Source organism: Photobacterium sp. DNB23_23_1, from assembly GCF_052873815.1.
The window spans coordinates 1-26,213 of the sequence record NZ_JBNNXT010000059.1 but is presented as its reverse complement, the minus strand read 5'-3'; the positions used below and the strand labels follow the sequence as shown (position 1 = coordinate 26,213).

Here is a 26,213-nt window from a genome sequence, read left to right as displayed (position 1 = left end):
GGCTCTGATGTCAGCGACCTTCTGCCTCATAGCAATACGACCGCTCAATAGCTAGGTGGGTAGGAATACCCGCTTACATTTAAACTTGGCCATTCATTATTGTTGCGCGTTACACAATGGAAAGACTGTACATTGTAGAGATGGTAACGCTTTTCTTGCCGCCATTAATGACCTAAGTGTTCACCAGAAAAGTTGCAGTGATTATTGGGTGAGTAGATAAATCGAATGTAAGGATGTTGCGGATACCCATCTGTTGAGTCAAAACAGGTTCACTTTTTTGTGTGCCTGACTTCCTATCGCTTTCTTCCAAACTGACGGGGTTGTCAGCTTCGCTGGGCAAATAAAAAAGGCTCCGAACTGACGTTCGAAGCCTTCTATAATGTTCAACGGTTATCGACTGATTACAGCTCGATAGTTACCGTTTCACCGTCAACAGTCAGCGTTAGCGTGTTGCCTTCAAGCTTATGAGACACTTCAATCTGCTCGCCGTTGTTCTTATTAGGAACAAGTAGCGTTAGGATGTTGTGCTCTTTCGACGCGCCGAATTCAACTTCTACGTGGCGGTGAATTTCTAGGTCTTTGAACTCGTATGGGTCAACCTCACCGAAGCCTTCAACATTCTTCACAGAAAGGATGTTGTCTGCTGACTCATTGATGAAGTTCACGTCTAGGTGCGCTTTCTCACCACGGATAGTGAAAGACTTATCAGCCACTTCGTTAGCGAAAGTCGTGTGCATCAGCCAAGTCATGTCTTTCTCTTCAGAAAGCGTAGCCTTGTCTTGCATTACAAATACTTTACCTTGAACAAACCAGATCTTACGCTTGTAAGATTCGATCTCAGGAACGAAGTACTTGTAAGACGCAGTTGCATCACCTTCAACCATTTTCACATCTGATTCTGTGTCATAGTCTGTGATGTTACCGCCAGCTTCAATACAGAAGCGGTCTTGGTGATTTTCGTAGCCAGTGTTTTTGTTCTCGCCGTACTGACCCTTGCCACCGAATAGAGGCAGGTTCTTAGAGAACGTTTGACGACGCCACTTAGTGTGCATGTCTACACCGAAACCACCGTAGTAGCCAGTGATCGACGCTAGTGTTTCACCGAATGCGTGCAAGGTGAATGCGTTCTGATCACCGTGAGAGTGGCTGATTGAGCCAAACGGAGAACATTTGAACACCATGTGAATGTGCTCATCACGCTCAGTCATCTTGTTGTGGAATGCAGCCCAACCAGTAATTGGGAATACTTTCAACAGTGGATCATTTGACGGTGCTTTCTCTTCTGGTGCATCCCAAAGGATGTTGAAGCGAAGATCGTCGTAGCCAAAGTCCCACCAACCGAAGTTGTAGAATTTAGTGTGCGCTTCAGTATCACGACCTTTAAGTTGGTTGTAGTACCAAACGTACTCTGGCTTCTGGTTAACACCTGCGTAGTGCTTGATGTTGTAAGCCAGTTTTAGACCTGGGAAATCACCAATTGAAGACTGATCACAGAAGCTTGCGCGCTTAGAGTGAACAGGCATGCAGTATAGTGGGAAGTCACCGGTGTTTTCGTAGAATGTCTTGTTGAACATGTCTACGCCACAGTATGCTTTCAATAGGTCGAATGCTTCGCCTAGGAATGCAGTCTGGGTGTTCCAATAGTCAGGACCTTCTGCCCAGCCACCGTCTTCACCACCCCATGGCGGGTAGTGTACTGCGTAGTATTCTAGCGCGTATGCGATGTACTCGCCTGCTTTCGGGTGATCGTGGTAAAGCGCGATACACGTTGGGATGATTGCAGAAGAGATTGAACGTACACCGTGGCTGTTCAGTGGGTTGTTCAGCAGATCTACCGTTACTTTCAGGTGGTGCATGATCTCGTCTAGACGTTCAATCAATGCATCTTGAACTTGCTTACGCTCTTCATCAGTGAAGTAAGCGTGTAGCCAGTCGTAACCCCAAGCCATTGCTGCGATTACACGGAAAGCCGCTTCATCGTTGTAGCCACGAGAAGTTACGCCTTCTGGATCGTAAGTCGATAGTTTTAGCGTCCAAGCTTTTGCTTTAGCAATTAGCTCTTCGTCTTCTTTTACGATACCCGCGATAGCTAGGTTACGAGTTGCGTTAAGTGCCATTTGGCAATCAACGTACATTTGACGCCAGTAAGGACGCCATAGCGATGCTTTACCAACGGTCTCTTCTGGATAAGGCTGTGGTTCTTCATACGGTGCAGTTTCTAGGAACTTGGCCGTAGAGTTGTTGAAGAAATCGTCGAACATGCAGTGTGACTCATCAGCCTGCACCTTCGCTTTAAATTCTGCTAGATCTTTAGCTTGAACCAGAAGACGAGGACGCTCTTCGCTCAAGTTGTCTAGGAATGATAGATCGAAGTCACGCTTTTGTACTTCGATAGGGAGTAGGTCTACAAGGTTACCAGCTGAAGTATCATTCTCCAGCTTCATCTTCCTGATCGCATCAAGAGACTTTTGGTTGCTCATGCTAACTCTCTTATTCAATGAAAGTGTATGGGAAATCGTAAAAATCAATTAATGCTATTGTAATACAATAAGGGAAATAGTCACCACCCTGACACGAATTTTTACGTATTTCGTGATATGACAATATGCAACAGCACACAACTGCAGCGCTAGGAGTAAAATTTGGTAGCCTGTTTAGGCCCGCCTTAATAAGGTTGGGGTGAATTGAGGTATACCTGCATATTCGCTGGCTCAACGTTCACAATACAGCTCCCTTTGCTAACAATAGCTGCTCGCTTAATATTAGGCTATTGAGCGTGCCTTGCTGATACATGGCTACCTCAACGGCATCAAAGGCACTTCTGCTTGATCTGAAAAATAAACGGATACAAGAATAAAAAGCGGCCGATATAGAACACAGTAAACGCAAGCCAGAGGCCATGGTTTCCCATTGCCTCAACGGACATAGACGATACCATCAGAAATACCAATAAGGTCACAATGCTTGAGTCGCGCAACGGGCGTGTCGTCCCTGTACCGGTAAATATGCCATATACCGTCAAGCCGTAACCAGCCACGAACGGGAACAACAACAGCCACACAGACATATCTTCAAACAAGGAGATTATTGACGGAATATCAGTAAAGAGAAAAACCAAATCATTTTTAAACAAGGCAATAAAGACAGTTAGGATGATGACAAATAACGTGGTCCACTGAAAATTAAGACGCAAGACATCTTTAAGCAAGCCTGGACTCTTTTCCCCAACGGCTTTGCCAGAAAAGACGCTCGATGCATTAGCTATGCCATCAAACATATAGCTGACGATAAACGTCACTTGCATCAGGATTGCATTGGTTGCCAGTACATCAGCGCCCAAACGGGAGCCCGTTCTTGCCATCATGTTGAAGAAGATCAGAATACAGACGGTCCGCAGCATCAAATCGGTATTCGAAGAAATAATTGTTCTCAAATCAGCTTTAGTCATTCGGGCCTGGCCGAGGTATTTCGTCAACGCCAAGTTACTCGACCTTGTGACTAACACCATGCCAATAGCAAAGGTTGTGGCTTGGGCTATCAAGCTGGCAAAAGCTACACCGGCAACACCAAAGTCAAACCAAAGCACGAAGATTGCATCGAGAATGATATTCAAAACATTACCAAAGACCTGGGTGAACAAGACTTCCTTGACCTTAGCCTGCCCCATTAACCAGCCAATGACGGTGTAGTTAAGCAGTACTAACGGCGCACCGAAGATCAAGATATCGAAGTAGGTCTTGGCATGGATAGCAACATCTGCTGCCGGCTCTATAACCCACAGTGCCCCTTGCCAAATAATCGACTGGGTGAGAATAAACAGCCCCCCAACACAACCCGAAAGTATAAAAGGGCGAAGCAGACTGCTCGCTTTGGCTTCATCGCAGTTTTTACCCATCGCGATGGCACTTTGTCCCGTCGTACTGACACGGAAAAAGCCAAATAGCCAATATAAGGTATTCATAATGACGGTGCCGATGGCAACGCCGCCAATCAATTCAGCGATACCCAGACGTCCGATAACGGCAGTATCCACTGCGCCGAGTAAAGGTTGAGTCACTGTCGAAATAATAAACGGAATCGCTATTTTGTAATAATCTTTGTTTGTTAACGCCATGATTTTCTAATTGTTTACATAAAATAATAAAGGTGGCTATTACGTATTTTGGTTACGGAATTTATACCTTACGAAGGTCGTGGGCACCCTCTTCATATGCTGAAATGAAAGAGTACGGTTTATGGTGCAAAGTCGAAAATGAGAATTATTACCACAAAAACACAGCCTTTCCTAATCATTTCGACACATTGCAAAATACACTGAATAGCGCTTAAAAATCGGTAAATAACGCCAAAAGCCGCATAAAAGCCAAACCGCGCTCGCATGTTTTTTCTAGCTGAACTTAATTTTGCTCTTGTCTTACAATTTAAAATAGATATTATTGTTACTTTATAACATAACATTATCGAGCAAATGCCTGACCCAATCCTTTCCGTCAACCAGTTAAGCCTTACCCATAGCCAAGGGGCGCTATTTCAAGATTTGGCTTTAGAAGTGAATGCTGGAGAAATGTTGGCAGTAATGGGGCCATCTGGCATTGGCAAATCGATGATGTCCAAAGCCATTGCCGGTTTTTTACCCAAGGGGATCAACGCCAAAGGCTCAATTTGTATTGCTGGCAACGACGTCAGTCGTATTCCTCTTCTACAGCGCAATGCCAAACAACGTGCCGCTGTCATTTTCCAAGATCCTCTTCAGGCTCTTAATCCTTTAGCGCGTGTAGGCACTCAACTGAGCCTTGCGCTTAAGGCGCAGAAAGCGAAGCTCCCGCAATCAGAGAAGAGTATTTTGTGCGAGCTCTTGCTACAACTCGGCTTTTCTGAACCCGAAACGGTGCTAAGGCACTACCCAGCTCAGTTATCAGGCGGCCAGCGCCAGCGTATCTGTATTGCCATGGCCCTGCTGGGTAATGCACCGGTACTGATTGCCGATGAGCCGACCAGTGCGCTTGATCCTGTCACCGAAAGAGAAATTTTGACCTTGCTGCGACACAGTATTAAGCAAAAGGGGATCGCTGGCGTGTTGATCACCCATGATCTGTCCAGCGCTGTGGGCTGCGACAAGCTGTTGGTAATAGATGAAGGGCAAATGATCGCCTACGGCTCGCCCAAAGAAGCCCTTCTCTCAAGCAACCACCCATTTTGCCAACAACTTTGCCAACTGATGGCCTAAGAGAAAGCATGCATCCTCACATTCACCATTCAGGCTCAGCACAACTACGTTTTGACAATGTCAGTGTGCACCATTACACCCGACCTAGCTGGCTGGGTGGTAAGCCTTTTGTCGCCCTGAATAAACTGAGTTTGAACATTGATCAGCAAAGCCTTGCTATTGTTGGACCTTCAGGAGCGGGTAAATCAACCCTTATCGAGTTGTTGTTCGGCTTACGCCACATTAGCGAAGGCGAAGTATACCTGTGCGAGCAACCACTCTCACAAATTTCACCACGGCAAAGACGGCAATTATGCCGTCATATCCAACTGATCCCGCAGGAGCCACACACCAGTTTAAACCCCTATTATACAGTGCGGGACATACTGACAGAGCCCCAAGAATCTCTCGGTATGACAGAGGGAAGCGAAGCTCGCGTATTAAAGGCACTTGCTGATGTCAACCTGAGTACCACTCTGCTTGACCATACATCAAGCCAATTGTCCCTTGGCCAAGCTCAACGTGTCGCCATTGCCCGAGCCTTGGTTGTCGAGCCTTGCGTATTGGTTGCGGATGAACCAACCAGCAGCCTCGACCCTATTAGCCGTCAGCACATTGTAGACCTGCTAAAACACTTACAAAAACAGCGCGATATGCGCCTGTTATTAGTGACTCATGACCTCAATGCAGCTAAAGCACTGTGTAATGACATTTTAGTGCTCGATAAAGGGGTAGCCGTCGAGTACGGCGCAGCGAGCCAGGTCTTTGACCGCCCTTCTCACCCAACCAGCCAAGCATTGGTCAATATGCAAATTCCATCGCATGCCATTGCGATTTAACTATGATTACCAAGGACATTATCATGCCCTCAAACCTGCTGAAAACCACCATTGCTACAGGCCTGATGTTAGCCCTAAGTGGTTGTTTCGAATCATCAACACAAAACAGCACCGACACCAAAGACGCTGATATTCAAGGCACTGAAATTCACATTGCGATGATGGTACCACCAAAAACGGGCCTATCGCCTTTGTCTGACGATGCCTTCAAGTTATCTCGCTGGAGCACAGCAGAAACCCTCGTTGAGTTGAATGATCAAGCGGAAGCATTACCAAAACTGGCAACTGAGTGGCAACAAATTGATGATCTGACTTGGCAGTTTACTCTGCGTGATGGCGTTGTTTTCCATGATGGCAGCAAGCTAACCGCTGAAATGGTAATTAACTCTATCGACAAAGCTTTCGAGGCTGCTCCGAAACCTCGTATTATCGACGGCATTAATTGGCAAGTTCGCGCAGTGGATGACAAAACCGTCGAAATTAAAACGGACTTCAATGATCCGCTGCTACCGAGCCGCCTTTCTAGCCCGCAGCTTGCAATCCTTGCAGCCAATGCATACCTAGAAAATGGGCGAATTAACCCAACTCGCGCCGGTAGTGGACCATTCGTCCTGACAGAAATTAACGGTGCAACCAGCGCGAAACTAGAGCGCTATGAGGATTACTGGGGTGAGAAAGCGAAAATTGACCGCATTACCGCAGAGTATGTGCCAGATGGTTTTGCCCGTGCAGCAGCACTGCGAACCGGTAAGGCAGACGTGGTAGAAGCCGTACCTGTATCCCAGCTCGCGATGATTGATCCTGAGCTACTTCATGAAGTTAACATGCCTCGCACCAATACACTTTACCTGAACAACCAGTCTGAGGTGTTTAGCCAACTTGAAATGCGTAAAATTGCTACGGCTGCGATTGACCGTAAGCAAATTATTGAAACAGTTTACGAAAACCGCGCCGCCTATGCAGAAGGCCTACTTGGCCCAGCACTCGCTTGGGCGGCGCCACTTCGTCCGGAAGCACCGCAGCTGGAACAAGGTCTAAAAGCCAATGGTGAGAAGGTTGTTCTGGGTACCTTCACCGACCGCGCAGAACTGCCAGAGGTTGCGATACTGGTTAAGCAACAACTTGAAAATGCGGGCTTTAATGTTGAGTTGGATATTCGTGAATACGGCCAAATCGAAAACGACGCCCTTGCCGGTAACTTTGATATTTTCATGTTATCCCGAGCTACCGTCATCGACTCAGGTGACCCTGTCGCCTACATGATGAGTGATTTCAGCTGTGAAGGCTCTTACAACCTTGGGCAGTTCTGCTCAAAACAAGTTGACGCGGCACTGACCCATGCAGACCTCCAGCCACTGGGTGAAGCCCGTCAGAAAGCAATTATTGAAGCCGAGCAGAAGATCCTAAGCGAATATGCGGCGATCCCACTGCTGCACGAGCGTGTTATCCAGGGCGAGAGCTTACGTGTCAAACAAGCTGTACGTGACCCTCGCGAACGCTTGATGATCACCGAACATACGGATGTAAACTAAGAAAAATGCGATTTGTTAACCACTCTGGTTCACCAATACTAAATCGCACACTACCATGGCTCTCACGCGCACTCGCGCTTGCGGCCATGGTCGTGCTTGTCGGGTTAATGCCGGAAATTGCCGGCATCGACCCAACTCAAACAATACTTCGTGCCCGAACGGGACAACAACGCCTAATGACACCAGAAGCCCTCGAGGCAGTCCGTCAGGATCTGGGACTACATAGAACCAGCATGGAACGGCTGTGGGATTGGCTCACTTCCCTATTTCAGGGGGATCTCGGTGTTTCCTGGATTAGCGGCAACAATGTAAGCCAGTCAATCATGAGCGCAGCAGGCACCTCGCTCCTGTTAATGGCATGTGCATTTGGCCTAACAGCATTGTTCTGTGCTATCAGTGTCCAACACACCATGTGGCAATGGCGGCGGAGCCGGTTGGATAGGCTCAATGGCAGTATCAGCACGGTACTCATCACGCTTCCCGAGTATGTGATAGCGACCTTGTTGATCTTGTTTTTTGCAGTTTGGCTCAACTTGTTGCCCCCATATGGCTGGCAAGGTTGGCAAAACATCTGGTTACCTAGCCTCGCGCTGGCACTGCCAGCTACTGGCTTGTTTACCAAGCTACTCAACGATAGCCTGCAACGGGTATTGGATGAACCTTGGGTGATCACCTGGCTAAGTGCCAATATCACCTCTGTTCACATTGGCCGTTATGCGCTGCGTCGCGCCCTAAGCAACCTACTGCCACAGATAGCAATGATCGTCATTGGTCTGACCGGTGGTGCCGTCACCGTCGAGCACATTTTCTCTATTCCTGGTATTGGCCGGCTAACATTGGGGGCAACTGCTGCCCAGGACTTGCCGACCCTACAAGGTGGCTTACTATTGCTGCTTGTGATGTCGATGGCAATCAGTAGCTTTGCGATTCTTCTCCAGCACCTATGGCTTGGGCAAGGTTTGAAAAGTGGCAAACTGATCAGCAGTAGCCCACCACTTGGCTTTACCAAAAGCCGTGCAAAACGTGTAGTCAGTGCTTCAATCTTACTGCTATTGATTGGCTTCGCCCTTTGGGCAGAAATGCGCGATCCCTACACCAGCCAGTTTGGTCGCTTGATCTCGCCTAGTTTGGCTGCGCCGCTTGGATCTGATGCTGTTGGTCGTGACTTATTAGCCCGTGTCGGACAGGGGATGCTTTCCACCCTTAGCATGGGTGTGCTAGCGACAGTCCTCAGCTTAATGGTCGGGCTCATCATGGGGTTCAACACCAAACTCAGCCAAGGCCTGATTGAAGTCACCAAAGGAACCCCGTATATCGTCGCTGGCCTGCTGGTTGCAGGACTTTCAGGTATGCATCCAAACAGTGCACTCATTGCTGTGGTGTTAGTATCTTGGGCTCCTTTAGCTTCCCACTGTTCCAGTCTGTTGCTTGAGGCTCGAGCACAACCACATATCCGGTTAGCGCCTCTTTGGGGGGTGGGTCGTTGGCAAATGTTGAAGAACTACCTACTTCCTTATATTTTACCGCCATTACTAAGACACACGGTAATGCGATTACCAGCGATCACCTTAAGCCTGACGGCATTGAGCTTTATTGGCTTAGGCGCCAAGCCGCCTCATCCAGAATGGGGATTACTGATAGCTGAAAACTTGCCTTATATTGAGCGTGCGCCGCAAGCGGTTCTAACGCCTATCCTTGGCTTGATATTGGTGAGCATTGCTATCAACCTGTTGTTTGAAGACCAAGATGAAAAATAGCCTGAAATAAAAAAAACCAGTGGCAATGCCTCGCCACTGGGTTTTCCTTTTTAAAGAAGTAACATATGTCACCTGAGAAGCGGTGATTAACACGCTAACAGCAACCTTTGACTAACCAACACGCCATTGAGATCGGCATAAACAAAATCACCATCACTTACGGTTGTCCCTGCCAGCAATAGTTGAACACCCAACTCTCCCTGCCCCTCTTTATCCGCCCGGAAAGGGCATGGCGCCAGCGCTTTAATCCCTATTGGCATCTGCGACAATTGGGCAACATCACGAATAGCACCGTTAATCACAATACCTTCCCAGCCATTATCAATAGCCAGTTGGGCAAACTGATCACCAATCAATGCCCTTGCCAGTGAGCCAGCACCATCAACCATCAACACTTTTCCCTTGCCATCCTGCTGCAAAGTATCAATCAACAGCTGGTTATCATGAAAGCAGTGCAAGGTAACAACCTGCCCGAAGAAGGTAGCCTTAGCGCCATAATGCTGAAATGGGATCGGGATAAATGTGACATCGTCACCATATGCATCACAGAGATCAGGCAGCAAATCAATTTGCCGTTCAATCATTACAGCTCTCCCATTAACTCTTCTCGTTGCGTATTTATTGAAGTGCTCTCATCGAGACCAACAAGGGAGCAAACAGATTCAAACAACACCTCAATCCCGGCAGCGACATCACTAAGTTCAACCGCTTCACCCGGGTGATGGCTAACCCCCTTGTCGCAACGTACAAACACCATACCAACTGGACAACAGCGTGCCATCGCCATCGCATCATGGCCTGCCCCGCTGGGCAAGCTAAGCGGGCTTTGTTTTGTCACTTTTTCGCAAGCCGAGGCGATAACCTCCGTCAACACCGCAGAACAATTAACACTCGACGCACGATGGATTTCTTTATGGCAGGCTAGCAACCCTCTACGTGCAGCGATGGCATCCACCTGCTGAAATATCGCGCGCTCAGCCTTCGCCAATGCAGCCTCATCCAGACTTCGGATGTCTAGACTAAAGCCAGCTTTGCCTGCGATCACATTAACCGCACCAGGCGTAACTGAAAACTGCCCAACCGTAGCAACCACTTGAGTTAGGTTATTAGCTACTGACTCAATAGCCAATACCATCTCGGCAGCACCAGCTAGCGCATCTTGTCGCTGTCCCATGGGGACCGTCCCTGCGTGACCCGCCATGCCAGTCACCTCGAATTGATAGCGCTTAGCGCCCGCAATACCGGTTACCGCGCCGACAGGCAGCCCTTTGGCTTCCAATACCGGACCTTGCTCAATATGAAGCTCTAAATAGGCTTTCACCGGATCGGCTGCGCAACTGGCTTGTTTCGCCATTTCAGGCACTAGCCCAAACTCGCGCATTGCCTGTTCAAGGCTAATCTCTCTATCGTCAACCAATTTGAGCCAATTAGGATCCCACTCCCCCGCAGCAGCAGATGAACCAATTAATGTTTGACCAAAACGTGTCCCTTCCTCGTCACCAAAGGCCACGACATCTAGGTGAAACGGTAAAGTTCGGGTATTGAGTTTTGCTGCAACCGCGATCCCTGCTAACACCCCCAACATACCATCATATTTACCGGCATTTCGGACGGTATCGATGTGGGAGCCGATAATGACTCTAGGTGTCAGTGAACTGTCGCAGCGGGCTTCATCACCAAATGCAGGCAAGCGCCCCCAAGCGTTGCCGACCTCATCGGTCCATCTCTGCATCCCAGCATTCTGCATCCAGTCATGAACCGCCTGATTTGCTTGTTGATGTTGTTCGGTTAGGTAACAACGGGTTAACTCCGTTGATGATTCGCTCAGCGTGGCAAGGTATTCAGTTTGGGCCAGTACTTTCTCAGCCAAAACATGGAAACTCATATCAGTCATACGCACTCCTATTTTGCAAGTACACTTTGTGCTTGAAAGTGTGCGGCATAGCACGTCATCGCAGCCTGAACACCAACGCCGGTATTGATCGCTGCTTTATGCTTGACCAGTACAGCTTCCAACGCCGCAAGTGTAGACAACACCGCTTCTTGGCGGGCGTTGTACCCCATGGTCCCGATCCGCCAGATTTTGCCGTGGAGCGGACCGAACGAGGTGCCAATTTCAATGCCGAACAAGTTCAGAAGCTCGCTGCGAATCGCTTCTCCATCAATATGTTGCGGTATATAAACGCCTACCACATTGTTCATTTTATATTTCTGGTTGCCGAACAATTTCAGTCCCATGGTTTCTAGTCCCTGAGCCATGGCCTGACCGGCAACTTCATGTCGAGCAAGAACAGCGTTTTCCCCTTCTTCTAAAAACAAGCGGGCACACTCACGGGCGGCGTAAAGCATAGTGGTGGCTTCCGTGTGGTGGTTCAACCGCTCTTCTCCCCAGTAATCAAGGATCATGGGTAAATCAAAATAATTAGAGCGGATCATCGGCTCGCTACCCGCACTGTGTTGTTCGGTACGCAGGCCCAGTTCGATATGGCGGCGCTTGCTGATTTCATTGACAAAGCCATCACTCAGGGTGATAGGTGCACTACCCGACGGTCCACCCAAACATTTTTGCAAACCAACAGAAACAGCATCCAAATACCATTCGTCCACTTTCAGTGCATTACCGCCGACCGAAGCCGTTGCATCACAATAGAACAGCACACCATACCGGCTGCATATCTCACCGATTTCGGCCAGTGGCTGATTCATGGTGGTCGATGTATCGCCTTGTACCGTAGCCAGCATTTTAGGCTGGAAAGCTTTGATCTCTTTTTCAATCAAAGCCGGATCACACACTTCCCCCCACTCCACTTCAATCGTGCGGATCTCTGCACCAACACGATGGGCGATTTCACACAGCAGATGACCAAAGCGTCCGATTACAGGGATCAGTACCTTGTCTCCCGGCTTTAATGCTGAAACCAATACGGCCTCAATACCTGCCCGGGCGGTGCCATCAATGAGTAACGTGGCCTCATTGCTGGTATTAAATACGCCACGGTAGAGCTGCTGTACTTGCTGCATGTAACCTGTCATTACAGGATCATATTGGCCAATCAACTGGTTCGACATGGCTTGCAGCACGCGAGGATAGGCATTGATTGGCCCCGGCCCCATAAGTAAACGCTGTGGTGGATTCAAGGTTTCAAAAGTTGGATTTGTCACGGTACTTCCTTAATCTTCATTTTATTTACTGCTAAAACAAGCCATCAGCCTTTTAGCTTGGTTAATTAGCGCCAAATCCGAATTCGGTAAACCAAGTAATGACAGTCCAAATGGCTTGCCACTCAAAAGACCCAAAGGCAAATGCAACTGAGGCAATCCACACAAACCGGCTATGGCGGTAAAGCCCAGTAGAGTCTGACGATACGCTACCAAGCTTTCAGGAGAAGCATTCCGAAGCGGAGGAAGTCCAGGAGTCGTTGGGAGCAACAGCCAGCCACCACAACCTTCCAGTACTTCCAAAAAACGCCGTTTGAACCGTTCAGCTTGCTCAAGCGCCTCATGGTATTGCTGATCAGTTATGCTGAATGCCCTATCGACCCGCTCAACAATACCGCGCTCCAGTGTATGTTTGTGGAATGACAACCAGTCTTGATGCTCACCGACAATACTGCGCCCTTGGATCACCCGAAACCACTGGGCAAGTTCACCGGTTGTTACACCGCATGTGTCGAGCACATTGACATAGCATTGATCGCGATGACCATTCTCAAGCTTCTTCAAAAAAGATTGGATCTCAGCGGCAACAGGCTGATCAACAAGATCAAACAAGCCCTTATCTACTGCCATTCCAAATGTTGTTTTTTCATCCATAAAAGCCTGATTATCCTGATCCGGTATCAGGATCTGAGTTACTTTATCAAGTACGGCCATATCGCGCGCTAGCACCCCGGCGGTATCAAAACAAGGCGCCAGTGAAAATGCATGATCAAGTGAGAGCACCCCGTGGGTCGGACGCCAACCGAACAAACCACAATAACTAGCAGGAACCCTTATAGAGCCACCGGTATCAGTCCCGATTGCAAAATGAGCATCACCACGAGCAACAGCCACCGCCGATCCACTTGATGAACCGCCAGGTAAACACTGTGGGGCAACAGGATTAATCGGGGTTCCATAATGAACATTCTGGCCATTGAGGTTGTAGGCCAGTTCATCGGTTTGTACCCGGCCGGTACACTTGGCACCATTCGCCAGCAGTCTCAAAATCAACGGCGAGGTTTGCTTAGCTGGTTGATGTGTAGCCAACCAAGCGGGGTTACCCGCGCCAGTAATATAGCCCTCAACATCAAATAAATCCTTGAAAACAAAATTATATCCTTGCAAGGGCCCATGTAAGGTCAGTGGTGGTAATACACTTGGTCCCTGGCTGCAATAAACACTTTGATCCATTTCCCCCCCCTATAAAACCGACGATAGAAATTGCTTTAATTCAGGGGTCTTCGGGTTGGCGAACACCTCTTCACTGGCGCCGGTTTCCCATACCTTTCCTTGGTGCATGAACACCACCCTGTCACCCACATCACGGGCAAAATTCATCTCGTGGGTCACCAGAATTAAAGTCATGCCATCTTTGGCCAAATTTTCGAGAACTTTTAGAACCTCTCCGACTAACTCTGGATCAAGTGCCGAAGTGATCTCATCGCACAGCAGCACGCTTGGCGCCATGGCAAGGGAGCGAGCTATGGCGACCCGTTGCTGCTGACCACCGGACATGCTGGTCGGATACTGATCGAACTTTTCTTCCATACCCACTTTTTCCAGCACCGCCATTGCCAGCTCTCGGCACTCTTCTGGGCCCTTGCCCAAAACCAACTTTGGGGCCAACATAACGTTTTCACCCGCTGTCATATGGGGAAATAAATTAAATCCTTGGAAAATCATCCCCACTTTTCGGCTCAGCTGACGCAGTTGATAGTCATCATCGGTCACCGCTTGGTTGGCAACCACAATCGCGCCTTCCTGATAATTTTCAAGCCCGTTAACACAGCGCAGCAGCGTACTTTTTCCCGATCCAGACTTACCGATGATCGATACCACTTCACCAGCCTTTACTTTGAGATCGACGCCCTTAAGAACATGATTCTCACCATAGAATTTGTGTACTTGATCGATACTAACCAGCGACATTGAGCTTCCTTTCTAAATACTTGCTATACCGGGTGAGCGGATAACAAATCGCAAAATAAAATAGCGCGACAAGGGAAAAGACCTTAAAAGGTTCGAAGGTGGCGTTGTTGAGCATTGTCCCCGCCTTAGTCAGTTCAACAAAACCAATAATTGATGCCAGCGCAGTATTTTTTACCACCTGAACAGAGAATCCCATGGTCGGTGCTGTTGCCACACGCACAGACTGCGGCACAATCACATAACGCATGGTTTGAAAGTAATTAAGCCCCAGGGTGCGACTCGCTTCCCATTGCCCCTTAGGCAAAGAGTCGATACAACCACGCCAGATTTCACATAGGTAAGCGCTAGTAAATAACGTCATTGCCAAGCTGGCTGCAGTCCATGCACCAATATCAATGCCTAGCAAAGACAAACCGAAAAAGGCCAAAAATAGTTGCATCAATAATGGTGTGCCCTGAAAAACCTCGGTATACACTCTGACTAGCCCCACCAGCAGGACATTCTTGGTCATCCGAAGCAACAGTAAGATCCCCGCTACAACGCCCCCACCAATAAAAGCGATGATAGACAGCAGCACTGTCCAACGAGCGGCAAGGGCAAGGTTACGAAAAATATCCCAGTCGGTGAATTCAACCATCACGCAACCCTCCCCATCACATGGGTTTTGAACAACTTGTTGCTAAGCTGCACTAATACCCACCGCATCACTAAAGCCAAGCCAAGATAGATAGCTGCCGATACCAAATAAGACTCAAAACTCAAGAAATTACGTGACTGAATAAAATTGGCGGTAAACGTCAGCTCTTCAACGGAAATCTGAGACAGTACCGATGAGCCGAGCATGACGATAATGCACTGACTGATCAAAGCTGGCGAAATCCGATGGAACGCCTGCGGTAATATCACCCGAACAAACACCTGAGTGGGTTTAAGACCTAGCGTTTTAGCAGCTTCCCACTGTCCTTTAGGTATTGCTTCAATGCCAGCACGGATAATCTCAGTGCTGTAAGCACCAAGGTTGACCACCATAGCGATCACCCCCGCTTCCCATGCCGAAAGCTTGATACCGATAGCGGGCAGACCAAAGAAAATAAAAAACAGCTGAACAATGAAAGGCGTATTACGGACCACTTCCACGTAAGCGCCGACCAGTCGCTTGAGTATCCCTGCGGGGCGGATACGTACCGCCGCCCCGAGGATACCAACACCGACCCCCAACAATGTGGTCACTACAGCGAGTTGAACAGTGATCCAAATACCCTGGATCAGGTCACCGTAGTATGGCGTAAGCCCTGAAAAATCGAGTTGGTAATCCATTGCCACCTCTTAAGATGCTAAATCAGCAGGCAAAGGCAATTTCAGCCAATTAACTGACATATCATTGAGCTTTCCTTCGGTATAGGCTTGCTGGATCAGACTGTTCACTTCAGTTAACAGTGATTTCTGACCTTTTCGAACACCGATAAAACAAGGAGAGTTTTTGATAGCAAACTTGGTTTCAGGATGACGTTTCGGGAATTTTGTCGCAATTTCGCTAGCAATCACGTTACCGGTAGCAATCAAATCTACCTGGCCAGAAACATAAGCAGAGATAGTCGTATTGTTATCTTCGAAACGACGGATGGTCACATCTTTCCCAGCAAGTTTGCTCAATTCAATATCTTCAACCGATCCGCGGGTGACCCCAACAACTTGACCAGAAAGTCCTTCAACCGAACTAACATCAACTCCTTCTTTACCAAACACACCAAGGAAAAACGGTGCGTAGGCTGCACTGAAATCAATCGCACGCTGACGTTCAGCATTTTTACCCAGGCTAGAGATAATCAAATCGACTTTACGGGTTTGCAGGTAAGGAACCCGGTTAGCACTGGTTACAGGCACCAACTCCAAACGAACGCCCATTGATTTGGCAATGTACTCAGCCATATCAATATCGTAACCCTGCAAGCTCATATCCGTACTGACAAAACCAAACGGTGGAAAGTCTTGCGGTACAGCCACTTTAATCACCCCACTGGTCTTTATATCTTCGAGCTGCGAGGCATTGACAATAAAAGAGCTCAAACACAGTAACAGGCTGAAAAAGCCAACTAACGTTTTATTAAACATAACTATATCCTTATTTATAATGTTTTACTGATTCCAATTCCAACTGGCGTTGCTTGTTTTAATTATTATGTCTTTCTAATTTATATTTACACTTCATTAAAACTAATGTGAGTGCGTTTTTTTACATTCAACTGCCACTCATAGCTCATTAGGAACCAGTAACTGAGTGCGCCAAGAATACCACCCACAAATAGTGAGTAATGAGCTAGATCTACGACAATAAATGAGGCAAATAACGCAGCGGCAGTAGATGGAATTAAGGCATAAACCGCTTTTTTATTCACACCACCCTGATACCAATACCGACTTGTTTTATCTTCGGTATATAGGGCCGAGAGGTCAATTTCCTGCTTCCTGATTTTGAAGTAATCAATAATGATGATGCCATAAAGTGGACCAATTACTGCAGCCAGCACATCCACGGTATAATGAATAACCTCTGGGTTGTTAAATAAGTTCCAAGGCGTAATTAACACCGAACCAATTGCAGCAATAAACCCACCCATTTTAAAGCTGATTTTTTGTGGTGAAACATTTGAAAAGTCAAAAGCTGGAGCAACAAAGTTAGCAACAATATTGATACCTATGGTCGCTAGAATAAAGGTAAACGCGCCAAGAATAATAACTAGACCATTATCAAGACGGTTAACTGTTTCAATTGGGTCGGTAATTATCTCACCAAATACTGGCATCGAAGCGGCAACAATGATGACACTAAACAGAGAGAACAACACAAAGTTAATCGGTAAGCCGAGGAAGTTACCAAGCTTTAGGTCTTTATAAGAGGTACAGTAACGAGAGAAGTCACTAAAATTGAGTGTCGGACCTGCAAAATATCCTGCAACCAATGCGGTAGCAACAGCCATCTGAGTAAACGCTTCCCAGCCAGTTAGTGATGACTCACTTAAGTTGAAGTCTATGTTTTGCCAGCCTGCCTTGTAGACCATCCAGCCTGTTAACAACGTCATTGCCAAATAAATAGCCGGACCTGACCAGTCGATCAACTTACGGATAGCCCCCATACCAAACATAAAGACCATCGCCTGGGTGACCCACATAAAAATAAACCCGAACCAACCAAGAGGAGATAGACCCAGGAATGAGCCTTCGGTATACCGTTCGTATTCAGGTGCAAAATAAAGGATAAGAACAATAAACGCGCTTGAGGCCAAAAATGTTTGGATTCCATACCAAACAACAGCGATGAGGCCCCGAATTACCGCGGGAATATTAGCGCCTAAAACACCAAATGACATACGACAAACAACAGGAAAAGGAACGCCCGCTTTTTGTCCTGGTTTACCCATTAAGTTAGCAAAATATAGAACAATAGATATACCCAAAATTAAGCAAACAAATACTTGCCAACTGGCTAAACCCAATGCAAATAAACTGGCAGCAAAAACATACCCACCAACAGAGTGAACATCAGACATCCAAAAAGCAAAAATACTATACCATCCCCATTTCTGCTCTTTCTCTGGCGCCAAGTCATCATTGATTAATCTGGGGCTGACGTTAACACCCGTAATTTCCTTATTCATAGTTGGCTCCCTCCAAGTAATGTATACAATCTATGTATACAATCTATGTATACAATCATCGTGCCAATATTGAAAATAGCTATAACCCAAGGTTTAAGGTGTCGAACATTACTCAGCAACAATATGTTTGCATCATCATGATGCAAACATGCCCCCTTATAGGGCTTAATCTTCGTTATATCGCATTTTATTATTTGTTTATTGCTTTTGTTGTAAAAAATAAATTAGTCTAATTGTATACAGTATATACTTATATTGTACTTAATGAATTGAATGGATTTACGATCATGATTCAATATGATGCTATTTATCTAAAAATTCGTGATGCGATTGTGGCCCAGCAATTAGAGCCTGGCGTTCGGCTACCAGAAGATAAACTGGCCGAGCGATTTAACGTTAGCCGAACCGCCATTAGAAAGGTTCTTCAGCAACTCGCGATTGAAAACTTTATTACCATCCAGCCGAATAAAGGGGCAGAAGTCAGAACACCAACAGCAACAGAGGCCCAAGAAGTCTTTGACAGCCGGGTACTTATTGAAACCAACTTGCTGCCCACTATTATCGCCAACTGGCAACCGTCTGATGCTAAGAACCTCAGCACTATCATCGCACTTGAAGATAAAGCGAAAGCCGAAAACGATTTTGTCGCTACAATCAAATACACTGCATTGTTCCATATTGAGTTAGCCAAAATCGCCAACAATCACACCCTAAGCCAGTTTGTTGAACAACTCGCCTTTCGTTCGTCTTTGACCATTGCCGTTTTTGGCACAAAGCACAGCGTCGGTTGTGATTGTGGTAGTCATGCCGAGTTAGTTTCGCTACTTGATAACGGTGAAGAAGAATCTGCGATGAAGTGGATGACCCATCACCTAAAAGTGATTCAAAACAGCCTTGTTTTCGATAGCGACAATAAAGCCGTCGATTTCAATTCACTTTTCCATTAATTCTAGGAGCCCACGGATGCGGATCCAACTTATCAACCCCAATACCTGCAAGGGAATGACAGATAAAATTGCACTCTGCGCTGAACACATCGCCCTGCCAACCACGAGAATTACCGCCTGCTCTCCCCTGCATGGGCCGGAAACGATTGAATGTGCCCGCGATGAAGTGCTCGCTTCAAGCGGATTGCTAGAAGTGATCCGCGAATGCGAACAAGAAGAGAGTAAACCAGATGGCTATATCGTCGCCTGTTTTGGTGACCCGGCGCTTGATGCCGTCAAAGAGCTAACCAAAGCACCAGTGATCGGTATTGCCCAAGCGGCTTTTCACACTGCAAGCCTTGTTGCTAATCGTTTCGCAGTCGTTACCACCCTTGCTAGGACAATTCCCACCGCCGAGCACTTACTGCAACGCTATGGTCTAGCGGAACGCTGTTGCGCCATTCGAGCAATCGAGTTGCCCGTTATGGCACTGGAGCAAACTGATCATGCCACCTTCAAGAAACTTTTAGCAGCTTGTCAGCAAACCCTGCAGCATGATGGCGCCGAGGCGATTGTGCTCGGTTGTGCAGGGATGTCAGATTTGGTGTCAGACCTACAAAGCGAACTTGGTGTTCCCGTAATTGACGGAGTAACCGCCGCTGTCAGCATGGTTGAATCCCTCCATCGGCTATCCTTATCTACATCAAAGATTTCAACCTATGCCCCGCCCCCCACTAAACCATTCACTGGTCGCTACCAGCACTGGTCGAATACTGCAGGCAAGGAGGACTAGCCCATGAGCAACGATGACGCATTACTGTCGCGCAATGCCACCCTCAAACCCAGAGATATGGCGGGCTATGCCGGCAAACCACCCCATGCCAATTGGCCCAATAATGCTAAACTGGCTGTGCAATTCGTGCTTAATTTCGAGGAAGGTGGCGAAAACTGCATCCTACATGGTGATACTCATTCCGAAACTTTTCTTTCAGAAATTGCTGGCGCGGAAGCCTATCCTGACCGCCATATGAGCATTGAATCTTTATATGAATACGGTTCGCGCAGTGGTGTCTGGCGGATCTTCAATGAATTTGAAAAACGCCAGTTGCCATTGACCATCTTTGCCATCACCACCGCGCTGGAGCGAAACCCAGCTGTTACCCAAGCCATCATAGATAATGGTTATGATGTCGTTTGTCACGGCCTGAAATGGATCCACCACCAGCATATGCCAGTTGAAGAAGAGCGCGAACACATGGCGCAGGCGCTTACCCGTATAGAAAGTCTTTTAGGAAAGCAGGTGGTAGGTTGGTATACCGGCCGTGATTCAAAGCATACCCGCCAGTTGCTGGCCGAGCACCCCTCTATATTGTTCGACTCCGACTACTATGGTGATGACCTGCCATTTTGGACCACGCTTGATACTCCATCGGGCGAAAAGCCACATCTGGTGGTGCCCTACACTTTGGATGTCAATGACATGCGTTTTTCCTCCCCCTTTGGCTTTAGCCATGGTGAAGAGTTTTTCCAGTACCTCAAAGACACGTTTGATTGTTTGTACGAAGAAGGAGAAACATCGCCGAAGATGATGTCAATTGGAATGCATTGCCGGATTTTAGGAAAGCCTGGACGTATTCAGGCACTGAAGAAGTTCCTCGACTATATCAGCGGATTTGACGATATCTGGGTCACCACCCGTACCGATATCGCCAAACACTGGGTTGCCCATCACCCTGCTGGCGGGCAATAGGAATAGGATTAGCGCAACCAGAGTTCAAGCTGTTGAGTGACCTGCGGATCACTCAACAAATCATTGTGCTTCATCTCGTAAAACACTTTCTGATCGGACTCAGCAAACATAAGATGACGTTCATTAACCGTGTGGCACCCCAAGGCACTGTTTAAAGGTACAAGGCCGTCACCAATTAATCGCTCGGCTAACAAGCTCTTTTGGCTTGCTGTTGTGGCCGCTATCGCAAAACAGTCAACACCTTGCGGTAATGGTACACCACAGCGCTCATCGGGCATGTTATGAAAGCGATCGGCTCCTTGCCAATCTTCATCAATCACATTGCCATAGCGAAGATCGGTGATCCCCGCACTACGAAGGTTACTGAGTAGGTTAAAAGGCGCTGTATAGGGTGTTTTACTGAGAATAACGCCAAACTTATTACCTATCCGCTCTAAAGGGGCCCCTTGATGAGGTGTACCCAGAAACACCATTTTTTTCAATATATCGGGCCACTGCATTGCCTGTTTCTGGCCATAGTGAACCGCACTTCTTGCCACTAACCCGCCCATGCTATGAGCAACAACAGACAACTCCTCTATCGGCGTTGGCCATTTTTTGACAAATTGCTCGATGAGCTCAGACAACTGTCTACCATTCTGCGATGTGTGCAAACCCGTGTTATAACGAAGATAAACTGGGGTATAGCCCAGTGAGGCAGATAGTTGCTGACCATGATCGACCTCGACACCATCATGTTTCCCCTGCCATAACCGATCATTCATGCATAAACCATGGATCATCAGCAGCACTTTGCTTTTCGCCTGTGGAATAGGAAAGCTAGGTAAAGGCGCGTCTAATGGCAAATTATCGTCTAACAGCAAGGGCACTTGCTGATAATAAAAAGTCATCGGGATCGCAAACTGATTGTTCTTTTCCACCAGCTGATCACCCATCACACCATTTAGGGCTGACAGGACTGAAATGCGCGCCACAGTTTCGATTTTATCTTCGTCGAGTGATTCAAGCCAAGGCTGTTGCTTTTCTAGAATTTTATCGATCCCACTTCCCACCAATTCGGTCACCGTATAAATATTCTTATACACGAAACCGGTGAGACCTCGGGTTTTATCGGGTGCTGACCCACTCGGCATCCCCATCGTACGCCAAACCGACTGGTGTACGCCTTCAGCGATCCGTGTTGCCCCCACTGTCGCTTGAGTGGCTAGTTGCCCGAGCCCTCTAAGGTCGGAGGCGTAAAAATGCTTAAATCGCTTTGTCGATACTTGGGTAACCATTTAAAACTCCATTTCGCGTCGTTATTATGGAGAAACGCGGGGGATCAGCCTCATGCGTGTATACCCAAGTAACTTGGGTATATAACATAAGCTTCCAAGCTCATAGTGAGGCAATAATCTAGAATTGTGAACCTAGATAATTAAAACACCGCCCTTTCCGGCCAAAACATGATGGTTCAGTTGAATTGGCCAACCTTTATTTTGCTAACTATTCTTTTGCTAACCCTTCTTTTGCTAACCAATGCAACGCTGTGTCAGTAAGCTGCTCGGTATAGGGGTTGATCTTCCAATGATCAGGACACCAACCTTTCACAAATCGCTGGAAGTCCGCCCAGGCAACGCTGTATAACGGTCGCCATTGCTGTTCGACATCATCACCATCAATATTGGGGTGATACTCAAACAAGAACTGCTTCAATGTAGCAAAATACTCATCAAGGTAAGCTTGGATCTGGCTCTCGCTTTCGTTAAAGTCCAACACGCTGCTAAGCAGCAAGCAAACATCCTTCATACCACAACCGCCACCGACATATTGGAAATCGACCGCAGCAACCGAGATGACCGATGCAGGATCATTACTCTCGGGTGTAAAACAAAAATTAGCCAGCTTGGCATCACCATGCACCAAGGTTTGGTATTTACAACAAGCCAAGGTGGTTTCTATCTTTCCGGCTGCCGCTTTCAATGGTAAATCTTCAAGCACAGCCAGTTCATCTGGCCGAGTCGCCAAATGCCAATACGTCCCTGTCGGCCATAACCCTTGTGGCTTTATCGCTTGGCGGCAAGACATAAACTGAGCATGAAACTGGGCCAACCAGCGCAAGCAAGCCAAGACCGCAGGGCTCTCGACATGCTTATGGACTTCGTTGTATCCCATCGTGGCTAAGTCTTCCAACACGAGCAGGATTTCATTCTCTTTCTGTTCGACCATTAAACACTTTGGCACCGGAGCCTGACAGAGGTTGGCATACTCACGATACCAATTCACTTCAACTAGATAGGAATCCAATTTACGTTGGTGCGACCGCGATGTATTCCAGCCTCTTGGGTGCGATTGAGAGTCCGGATTTATTGCAGGCAAGACAATGTATTTCACGATGACCGACGAAGTATTACCTCCGTCGACGTGCAGCCTCACCAGTTCACCATAACCGCTCCACAAGCTCTGTATGTGCTCTACGTTTTTTACGCGTTCAACACCTATGGTGCGGACCACTTTCTCAAAAATACATTCAGGAATATTCATAATATTAATCAGTGCTCTAGCTACTCTCACCTAGCACTTTTTACATTTATCCTTTCTCTCGAAACCCATAATATTTCCACGCCTATCTACTTTCATTTCACAACATTCATTGAATAAACGATTGAGTTTCTCACGGCTTTTTTTGACTCTCGATTTCAAGGTTGAGTACTTCACCCCATGCTGTTCGGCATAGTCTTTCTGTGATGTACCATTGAGCTCAATTGCACTGAGCAACTGGGCGTCGTCTTCAGGCAATGCTTGGATGAACGGCATAATACAGTAGGAAAGCTGATGATGAACCGTTTCATCCCCCTCGGTATACCAAAGTTCATCCTTCGTAACGCCCTTGCTGCGGGCACGCTTACGATAGAAATCGATGATGGTGTTATTGGCGAGTTGAAACAACCAAGGTTTCAGTTTGTTCTTGTCCTTAACAGTATTAATCTGTTGATAGGTCTTGATAAGGATCTCCTGTAGCAAATCATCCACATCATCAGGACATGAAACATTCGACTGCAAAAAGCGCTTCAGGCTTGTCTGATATTGCTGCCATACATCTTCTATACAGAGTACGCTCTCTGGCAACGCCTTCTCTGACATACCTTTTCTCCAACACAAAAAGGTTATGGTAATTTACCCATAACCTTTAAAATTTAATTAAAGATATAACTAAATATTAGCCGCAACAACTGCTTGTGGTACAAGCAGCCTTGCATTATCACTCTACACCGATTTCCAAGTACGCATCAGAATAAGTTAAAACTGTTGAAATGCCGCTCGAAGTCATCAGTGACAGAGACTTCCACCCATTGAGGCGCTAAGATAAAGACGGAAAAAATAACTCTCGAGTAAAGTCCATTTCTGCAATCATTTGGCCATGAAATACCATTAGCCATTCAGCTGTATTTAAGGTGTTGTCGCATACAGTTCCTATCTTATTCACTATTTATGCGAATCATGAGTTCACTACCTGTTTGCCGCGCAGCACTGAGCACCCCATTTATTCATTTTCTCGATGAACATGGTCGTGATCCATCACAGCTTCTCAAGCGCTTTCGTATTAATAAAGAAACCTTGGCAACACCTAACCTGTATATACCCTCCCATGTCATCGGGCTCATAATTGACTCGGCATCAAAGGCTTCAGGACATAGAGACATCGGCTTCCATGCCGCACAACATGTTGGTAATCAGGCGCTCCACCCAGAACTCAACAAGCAATTGGTCAACATTGAAGAGATATCTGATCTGCTCAATACACTGTTGTCCTTCCAACACCTACAAGGTTCCCACTTCAAATTGTGGTTTGAGAGTTACAATGGAGAATTTCGAATTTGCCACCAGAGTTCGCTCAAAGTGACGAATACAAGCTATGAACATGCCAATGAGTTCACCACATTCTTGATTATCAACCTATTAAAAGCACATCTTGGTGCCTCATGGCAGCCTAGGTATTTAGCTTTTGATCATCATTGCACTCCGAAAGCCAAGATCGTGGGGCAAACAACCGAAAAAAAAGTCTGTTATGGTACACGCTACAGTTACGTACCCATTGATTTTAGTCTTACTGACATGGTGCCGTTAAAGCGCCATCCCGAGCAAAGACTTGGATGCTCAATAACCCGGGTGAAAGGAATTGTCGACACCTTCTGGCAGGAAGAGCATTTTAATATTGATTTTGTTGCGCACCTATTCGGTGTATCAGAGCGAACATTACAGCGCTTATTCATCCAGCACAACACGACGTTCAGAGACTACATCAACCAGAAGAAGATAGAAAAATCGATGGAGTTACTCCAGCAAGGTTTGAGTGTTCAGGCAGTCGCGGAGAAATTACACTATTCCGACCCTTCTAACTTCTCTAGGGCGATGAAGAAGTATATCAAGCTGACTCCAACCCAATATCTGAAAAACCTAACTTGTACCCCCTAAAAGGCCAGCTAATGTGTATACAATCAACCCGGCCTCAAACCATTCACAACAATGACAGGTGATCAACCACGTAGGGGTAAGCGACCAATTTAATGCGATCTGATCAAGCGGGGGGATGCTCAATAGTGAAATGCGAGGACAAGGTATTTATATTTACCAGACAAAAGCACTGCCGCGGCATGGTTAAGTAACCGATTCGAAAAGTATATCGTTGCAGGATTTTTTCGTAATGTTATAGAAAGTGATAAGAATGAATAAAAAAAAGCCCTTACTTCAGCGGTAAGGGCAAGGACCTAAGAGTACTACTTACTATTTCAGATTAATTAAATCCATATCAATAGAGATAAGATTTATTCTGATACACTTATTTTAATCGGTGCTGAATGTAATGATTCATCAATACTGCTGTTGACGTCTAGCCACGTATCTGTTTCAGTATCAAAAATATGTCCCTGTCCACTAATCGGGTTCTCACCAGTCCAAAACTCCAAAGAATTAAGCACCAAGTAATCTGCCCCTACCGTTACCGCATACAAGGGAGACATTGCCATGTTCAAACCACCACGAGCGTAACGATTATCTACCGCTTTAACGTTATATTCCATTAGCTTATTAGTCGCCACATTACTGCCGACACAACCGCTTAATAGCACGGAAGTCACACCCATCACTACACATCGTTTAATATTATTAATAGCCATACAACTTATATTTACAAGCAGAATTATCGACGAAGGGAATACTATCCTCAATTAAAATTTCGTCTACTAAAAAGGCCAGTTTTTGTTATCAAACTAGCAACTTTAGCAATCAATATTCACTTGTCGCAAAATGACATGTACAACTATAAAATCCAGACTCAATACTCCATGAAACTTGATATGACCCCGAATTCAACTCCGAAGTGCGACACCCTCTAATATCAAGCAGCCATAACCATCGTTTTAAAGACGACAGATGGC

The 26,213-nt window shown here is 46.8% G+C and carries 22 protein-coding genes and 1 pseudogene; 8 read left to right on the top strand and 15 right to left on the bottom strand.

Annotation, left to right across the window (positions count from 1 at the left end; translation table 11 throughout):
* Positions 1-401: 401 nt before the first annotated feature.
* Together ACVA53_RS23420 and ACVA53_RS23415 are read right to left on the bottom strand one after the other, a co-directional pair.
* Complete coding sequence (locus ACVA53_RS23420) at positions 402-2,480, bottom strand: DUF4962 domain-containing protein (protein ID WP_255045139.1); 2,079 nt, start codon at positions 2,478-2,480, stop codon at positions 402-404.
* A gap of 329 nt (positions 2,481-2,809) precedes the next feature.
* Positions 2,810-4,114, bottom strand: coding sequence for an MATE family efflux transporter (locus tag ACVA53_RS23415; protein WP_446506432.1), 1,305 nt, complete (start codon positions 4,112-4,114; stop codon positions 2,810-2,812).
* A gap of 354 nt (positions 4,115-4,468) precedes the next feature.
* On the opposite strand from ACVA53_RS23415, the gene ACVA53_RS23410 reads away from it, so the two are divergent.
* The 4 genes from ACVA53_RS23410 to ACVA53_RS23395 are packed head-to-tail and all read left to right on the top strand — an operon-like array spanning position 4,469 to position 9,334.
* The gene (locus tag ACVA53_RS23410) at positions 4,469-5,227 is read left to right on the top strand and encodes an ATP-binding cassette domain-containing protein (protein ID WP_446506431.1); all 759 of its coding nucleotides are present in this window, start codon (positions 4,469-4,471) and stop codon (positions 5,225-5,227) included.
* Between the two features lie 8 nt (positions 5,228-5,235).
* Entirely contained in the window at positions 5,236-6,045 is an 810-nt protein-coding gene (locus tag ACVA53_RS23405) for an ATP-binding cassette domain-containing protein (RefSeq protein ID WP_446506430.1), read from the top strand.
* A 23-nt stretch (positions 6,046-6,068) separates the two neighbouring features.
* Positions 6,069-7,577 (top strand): ABC transporter substrate-binding protein, encoded by a 1,509-nt coding sequence (locus ACVA53_RS23400; RefSeq protein WP_446506429.1) that lies wholly within the window; start codon positions 6,069-6,071, stop codon positions 7,575-7,577.
* A 5-nt stretch (positions 7,578-7,582) separates the two neighbouring features.
* Positions 7,583-9,334, top strand: a complete 1,752-nt coding sequence (locus ACVA53_RS23395; RefSeq protein WP_446506428.1) for an ABC transporter permease subunit — start codon at positions 7,583-7,585, stop codon at positions 9,332-9,334.
* 86 nt (positions 9,335-9,420) lie between these two features.
* Here the strand turns inward: ACVA53_RS23395 and ACVA53_RS23390 are convergent, their stop codons facing one another.
* From ACVA53_RS23390 to ACVA53_RS23350, 9 genes are all read right to left on the bottom strand, one after another.
* The gene (locus ACVA53_RS23390; RefSeq protein ID WP_255045029.1) at positions 9,421-9,918 is read right to left on the bottom strand and encodes a putative 4-hydroxy-4-methyl-2-oxoglutarate aldolase; all 498 of its coding nucleotides are present in this window, start codon (positions 9,916-9,918) and stop codon (positions 9,421-9,423) included.
* The gene (locus ACVA53_RS23385) at positions 9,918-11,228 is read right to left on the bottom strand and encodes an allantoate amidohydrolase (RefSeq protein WP_446506427.1); all 1,311 of its coding nucleotides are present in this window, start codon (positions 11,226-11,228) and stop codon (positions 9,918-9,920) included. Before ACVA53_RS23385 ends, ACVA53_RS23390 begins: the two co-directional genes overlap by 1 nt.
* Before the next feature lie 8 nt (positions 11,229-11,236).
* The gene (locus ACVA53_RS23380; RefSeq protein ID WP_446506426.1) at positions 11,237-12,496 is read right to left on the bottom strand and encodes a pyridoxal-phosphate-dependent aminotransferase family protein; all 1,260 of its coding nucleotides are present in this window, start codon (positions 12,494-12,496) and stop codon (positions 11,237-11,239) included.
* Positions 12,497-12,517: 21 nt separating this feature from the next.
* Positions 12,518-13,726 carry an amidase gene (locus ACVA53_RS23375; RefSeq protein WP_446506425.1) on the bottom strand — a complete coding sequence of 403 codons (1,209 nt, stop codon included), beginning with the start codon at positions 13,724-13,726 and terminating at the stop codon, positions 12,518-12,520.
* A 9-nt stretch (positions 13,727-13,735) separates the two neighbouring features.
* Entirely contained in the window at positions 13,736-14,464 is a 729-nt protein-coding gene (locus ACVA53_RS23370; RefSeq protein ID WP_255045032.1) for an amino acid ABC transporter ATP-binding protein, read from the bottom strand.
* Entirely contained in the window at positions 14,451-15,101 is a 651-nt protein-coding gene (locus ACVA53_RS23365; RefSeq protein ID WP_255045045.1) for an amino acid ABC transporter permease, read from the bottom strand. The genes ACVA53_RS23370 and ACVA53_RS23365 overlap by 14 nt, the downstream gene beginning before the upstream one ends.
* Positions 15,101-15,781, bottom strand: coding sequence for an amino acid ABC transporter permease (locus tag ACVA53_RS23360; RefSeq protein WP_446506424.1), 681 nt, complete (start codon positions 15,779-15,781; stop codon positions 15,101-15,103). The genes ACVA53_RS23365 and ACVA53_RS23360 overlap by 1 nt, the downstream gene beginning before the upstream one ends.
* Positions 15,782-15,790: 9 nt before the next feature.
* Complete coding sequence (locus ACVA53_RS23355) at positions 15,791-16,576, bottom strand: transporter substrate-binding domain-containing protein (protein ID WP_255045034.1); 786 nt, start codon at positions 16,574-16,576, stop codon at positions 15,791-15,793.
* Positions 16,577-16,662: 86 nt separating this feature from the next.
* Positions 16,663-18,120, bottom strand: coding sequence for an NCS1 family nucleobase:cation symporter-1 (locus tag ACVA53_RS23350; RefSeq protein ID WP_255045035.1), 1,458 nt, complete (start codon positions 18,118-18,120; stop codon positions 16,663-16,665).
* Between the two features lie 287 nt (positions 18,121-18,407).
* Between ACVA53_RS23350 and ACVA53_RS23345 the strand changes: the two genes are divergently transcribed.
* From ACVA53_RS23345 to puuE, 3 genes are read left to right on the top strand one after another with little or no spacing between them, the layout of a single operon-like run.
* Complete coding sequence (locus tag ACVA53_RS23345; protein WP_446506423.1) at positions 18,408-19,067, top strand: GntR family transcriptional regulator; 660 nt, start codon at positions 18,408-18,410, stop codon at positions 19,065-19,067.
* Between the two features lie 16 nt (positions 19,068-19,083).
* The gene (locus ACVA53_RS23340; protein ID WP_446506422.1) at positions 19,084-19,839 is read left to right on the top strand and encodes an aspartate/glutamate racemase family protein; all 756 of its coding nucleotides are present in this window, start codon (positions 19,084-19,086) and stop codon (positions 19,837-19,839) included.
* A gap of 3 nt (positions 19,840-19,842) precedes the next feature.
* Positions 19,843-20,796, top strand: coding sequence for an allantoinase PuuE (puuE, locus tag ACVA53_RS23335; RefSeq protein ID WP_446506421.1), 954 nt, complete (start codon positions 19,843-19,845; stop codon positions 20,794-20,796).
* Between the two features lie 8 nt (positions 20,797-20,804).
* On the opposite strand, the gene ACVA53_RS23330 is transcribed toward puuE, so the two are convergent.
* From ACVA53_RS23330 to sigZ, 3 genes are all read right to left on the bottom strand, one after another.
* A complete protein-coding gene (locus ACVA53_RS23330; protein WP_446506420.1) occupies positions 20,805-22,073 on the bottom strand; it encodes an alpha/beta hydrolase in 1,269 nt (422 codons plus the stop codon).
* A 208-nt stretch (positions 22,074-22,281) separates the two neighbouring features.
* Positions 22,282-23,319 (bottom strand): phosphotransferase, encoded by a 1,038-nt coding sequence (locus ACVA53_RS23325; RefSeq protein ID WP_446506419.1) that lies wholly within the window; start codon positions 23,317-23,319, stop codon positions 22,282-22,284.
* A 30-nt stretch (positions 23,320-23,349) separates the two neighbouring features.
* Positions 23,350-23,919: an RNA polymerase sigma factor SigZ gene (gene sigZ / locus ACVA53_RS23320; protein WP_446506418.1), complete on the bottom strand. Its 570-nt coding sequence runs from the start codon at positions 23,917-23,919 to the stop codon at positions 23,350-23,352.
* A gap of 357 nt (positions 23,920-24,276) precedes the next feature.
* On the opposite strand from sigZ, the gene ACVA53_RS23315 reads away from it, so the two are divergent.
* Positions 24,277-25,251, top strand: a complete 975-nt coding sequence (locus ACVA53_RS23315; RefSeq protein ID WP_446506417.1) for a helix-turn-helix domain-containing protein — start codon at positions 24,277-24,279, stop codon at positions 25,249-25,251.
* A 371-nt stretch (positions 25,252-25,622) separates the two neighbouring features.
* Here ACVA53_RS23315 and ACVA53_RS23310 read toward each other — a convergent pair.
* Positions 25,623-25,952, bottom strand: a pseudogene (locus ACVA53_RS23310) (DUF3332 family protein); the annotation flags it as partial.
* Positions 25,953-26,213 lie beyond the last annotated feature (261 nt).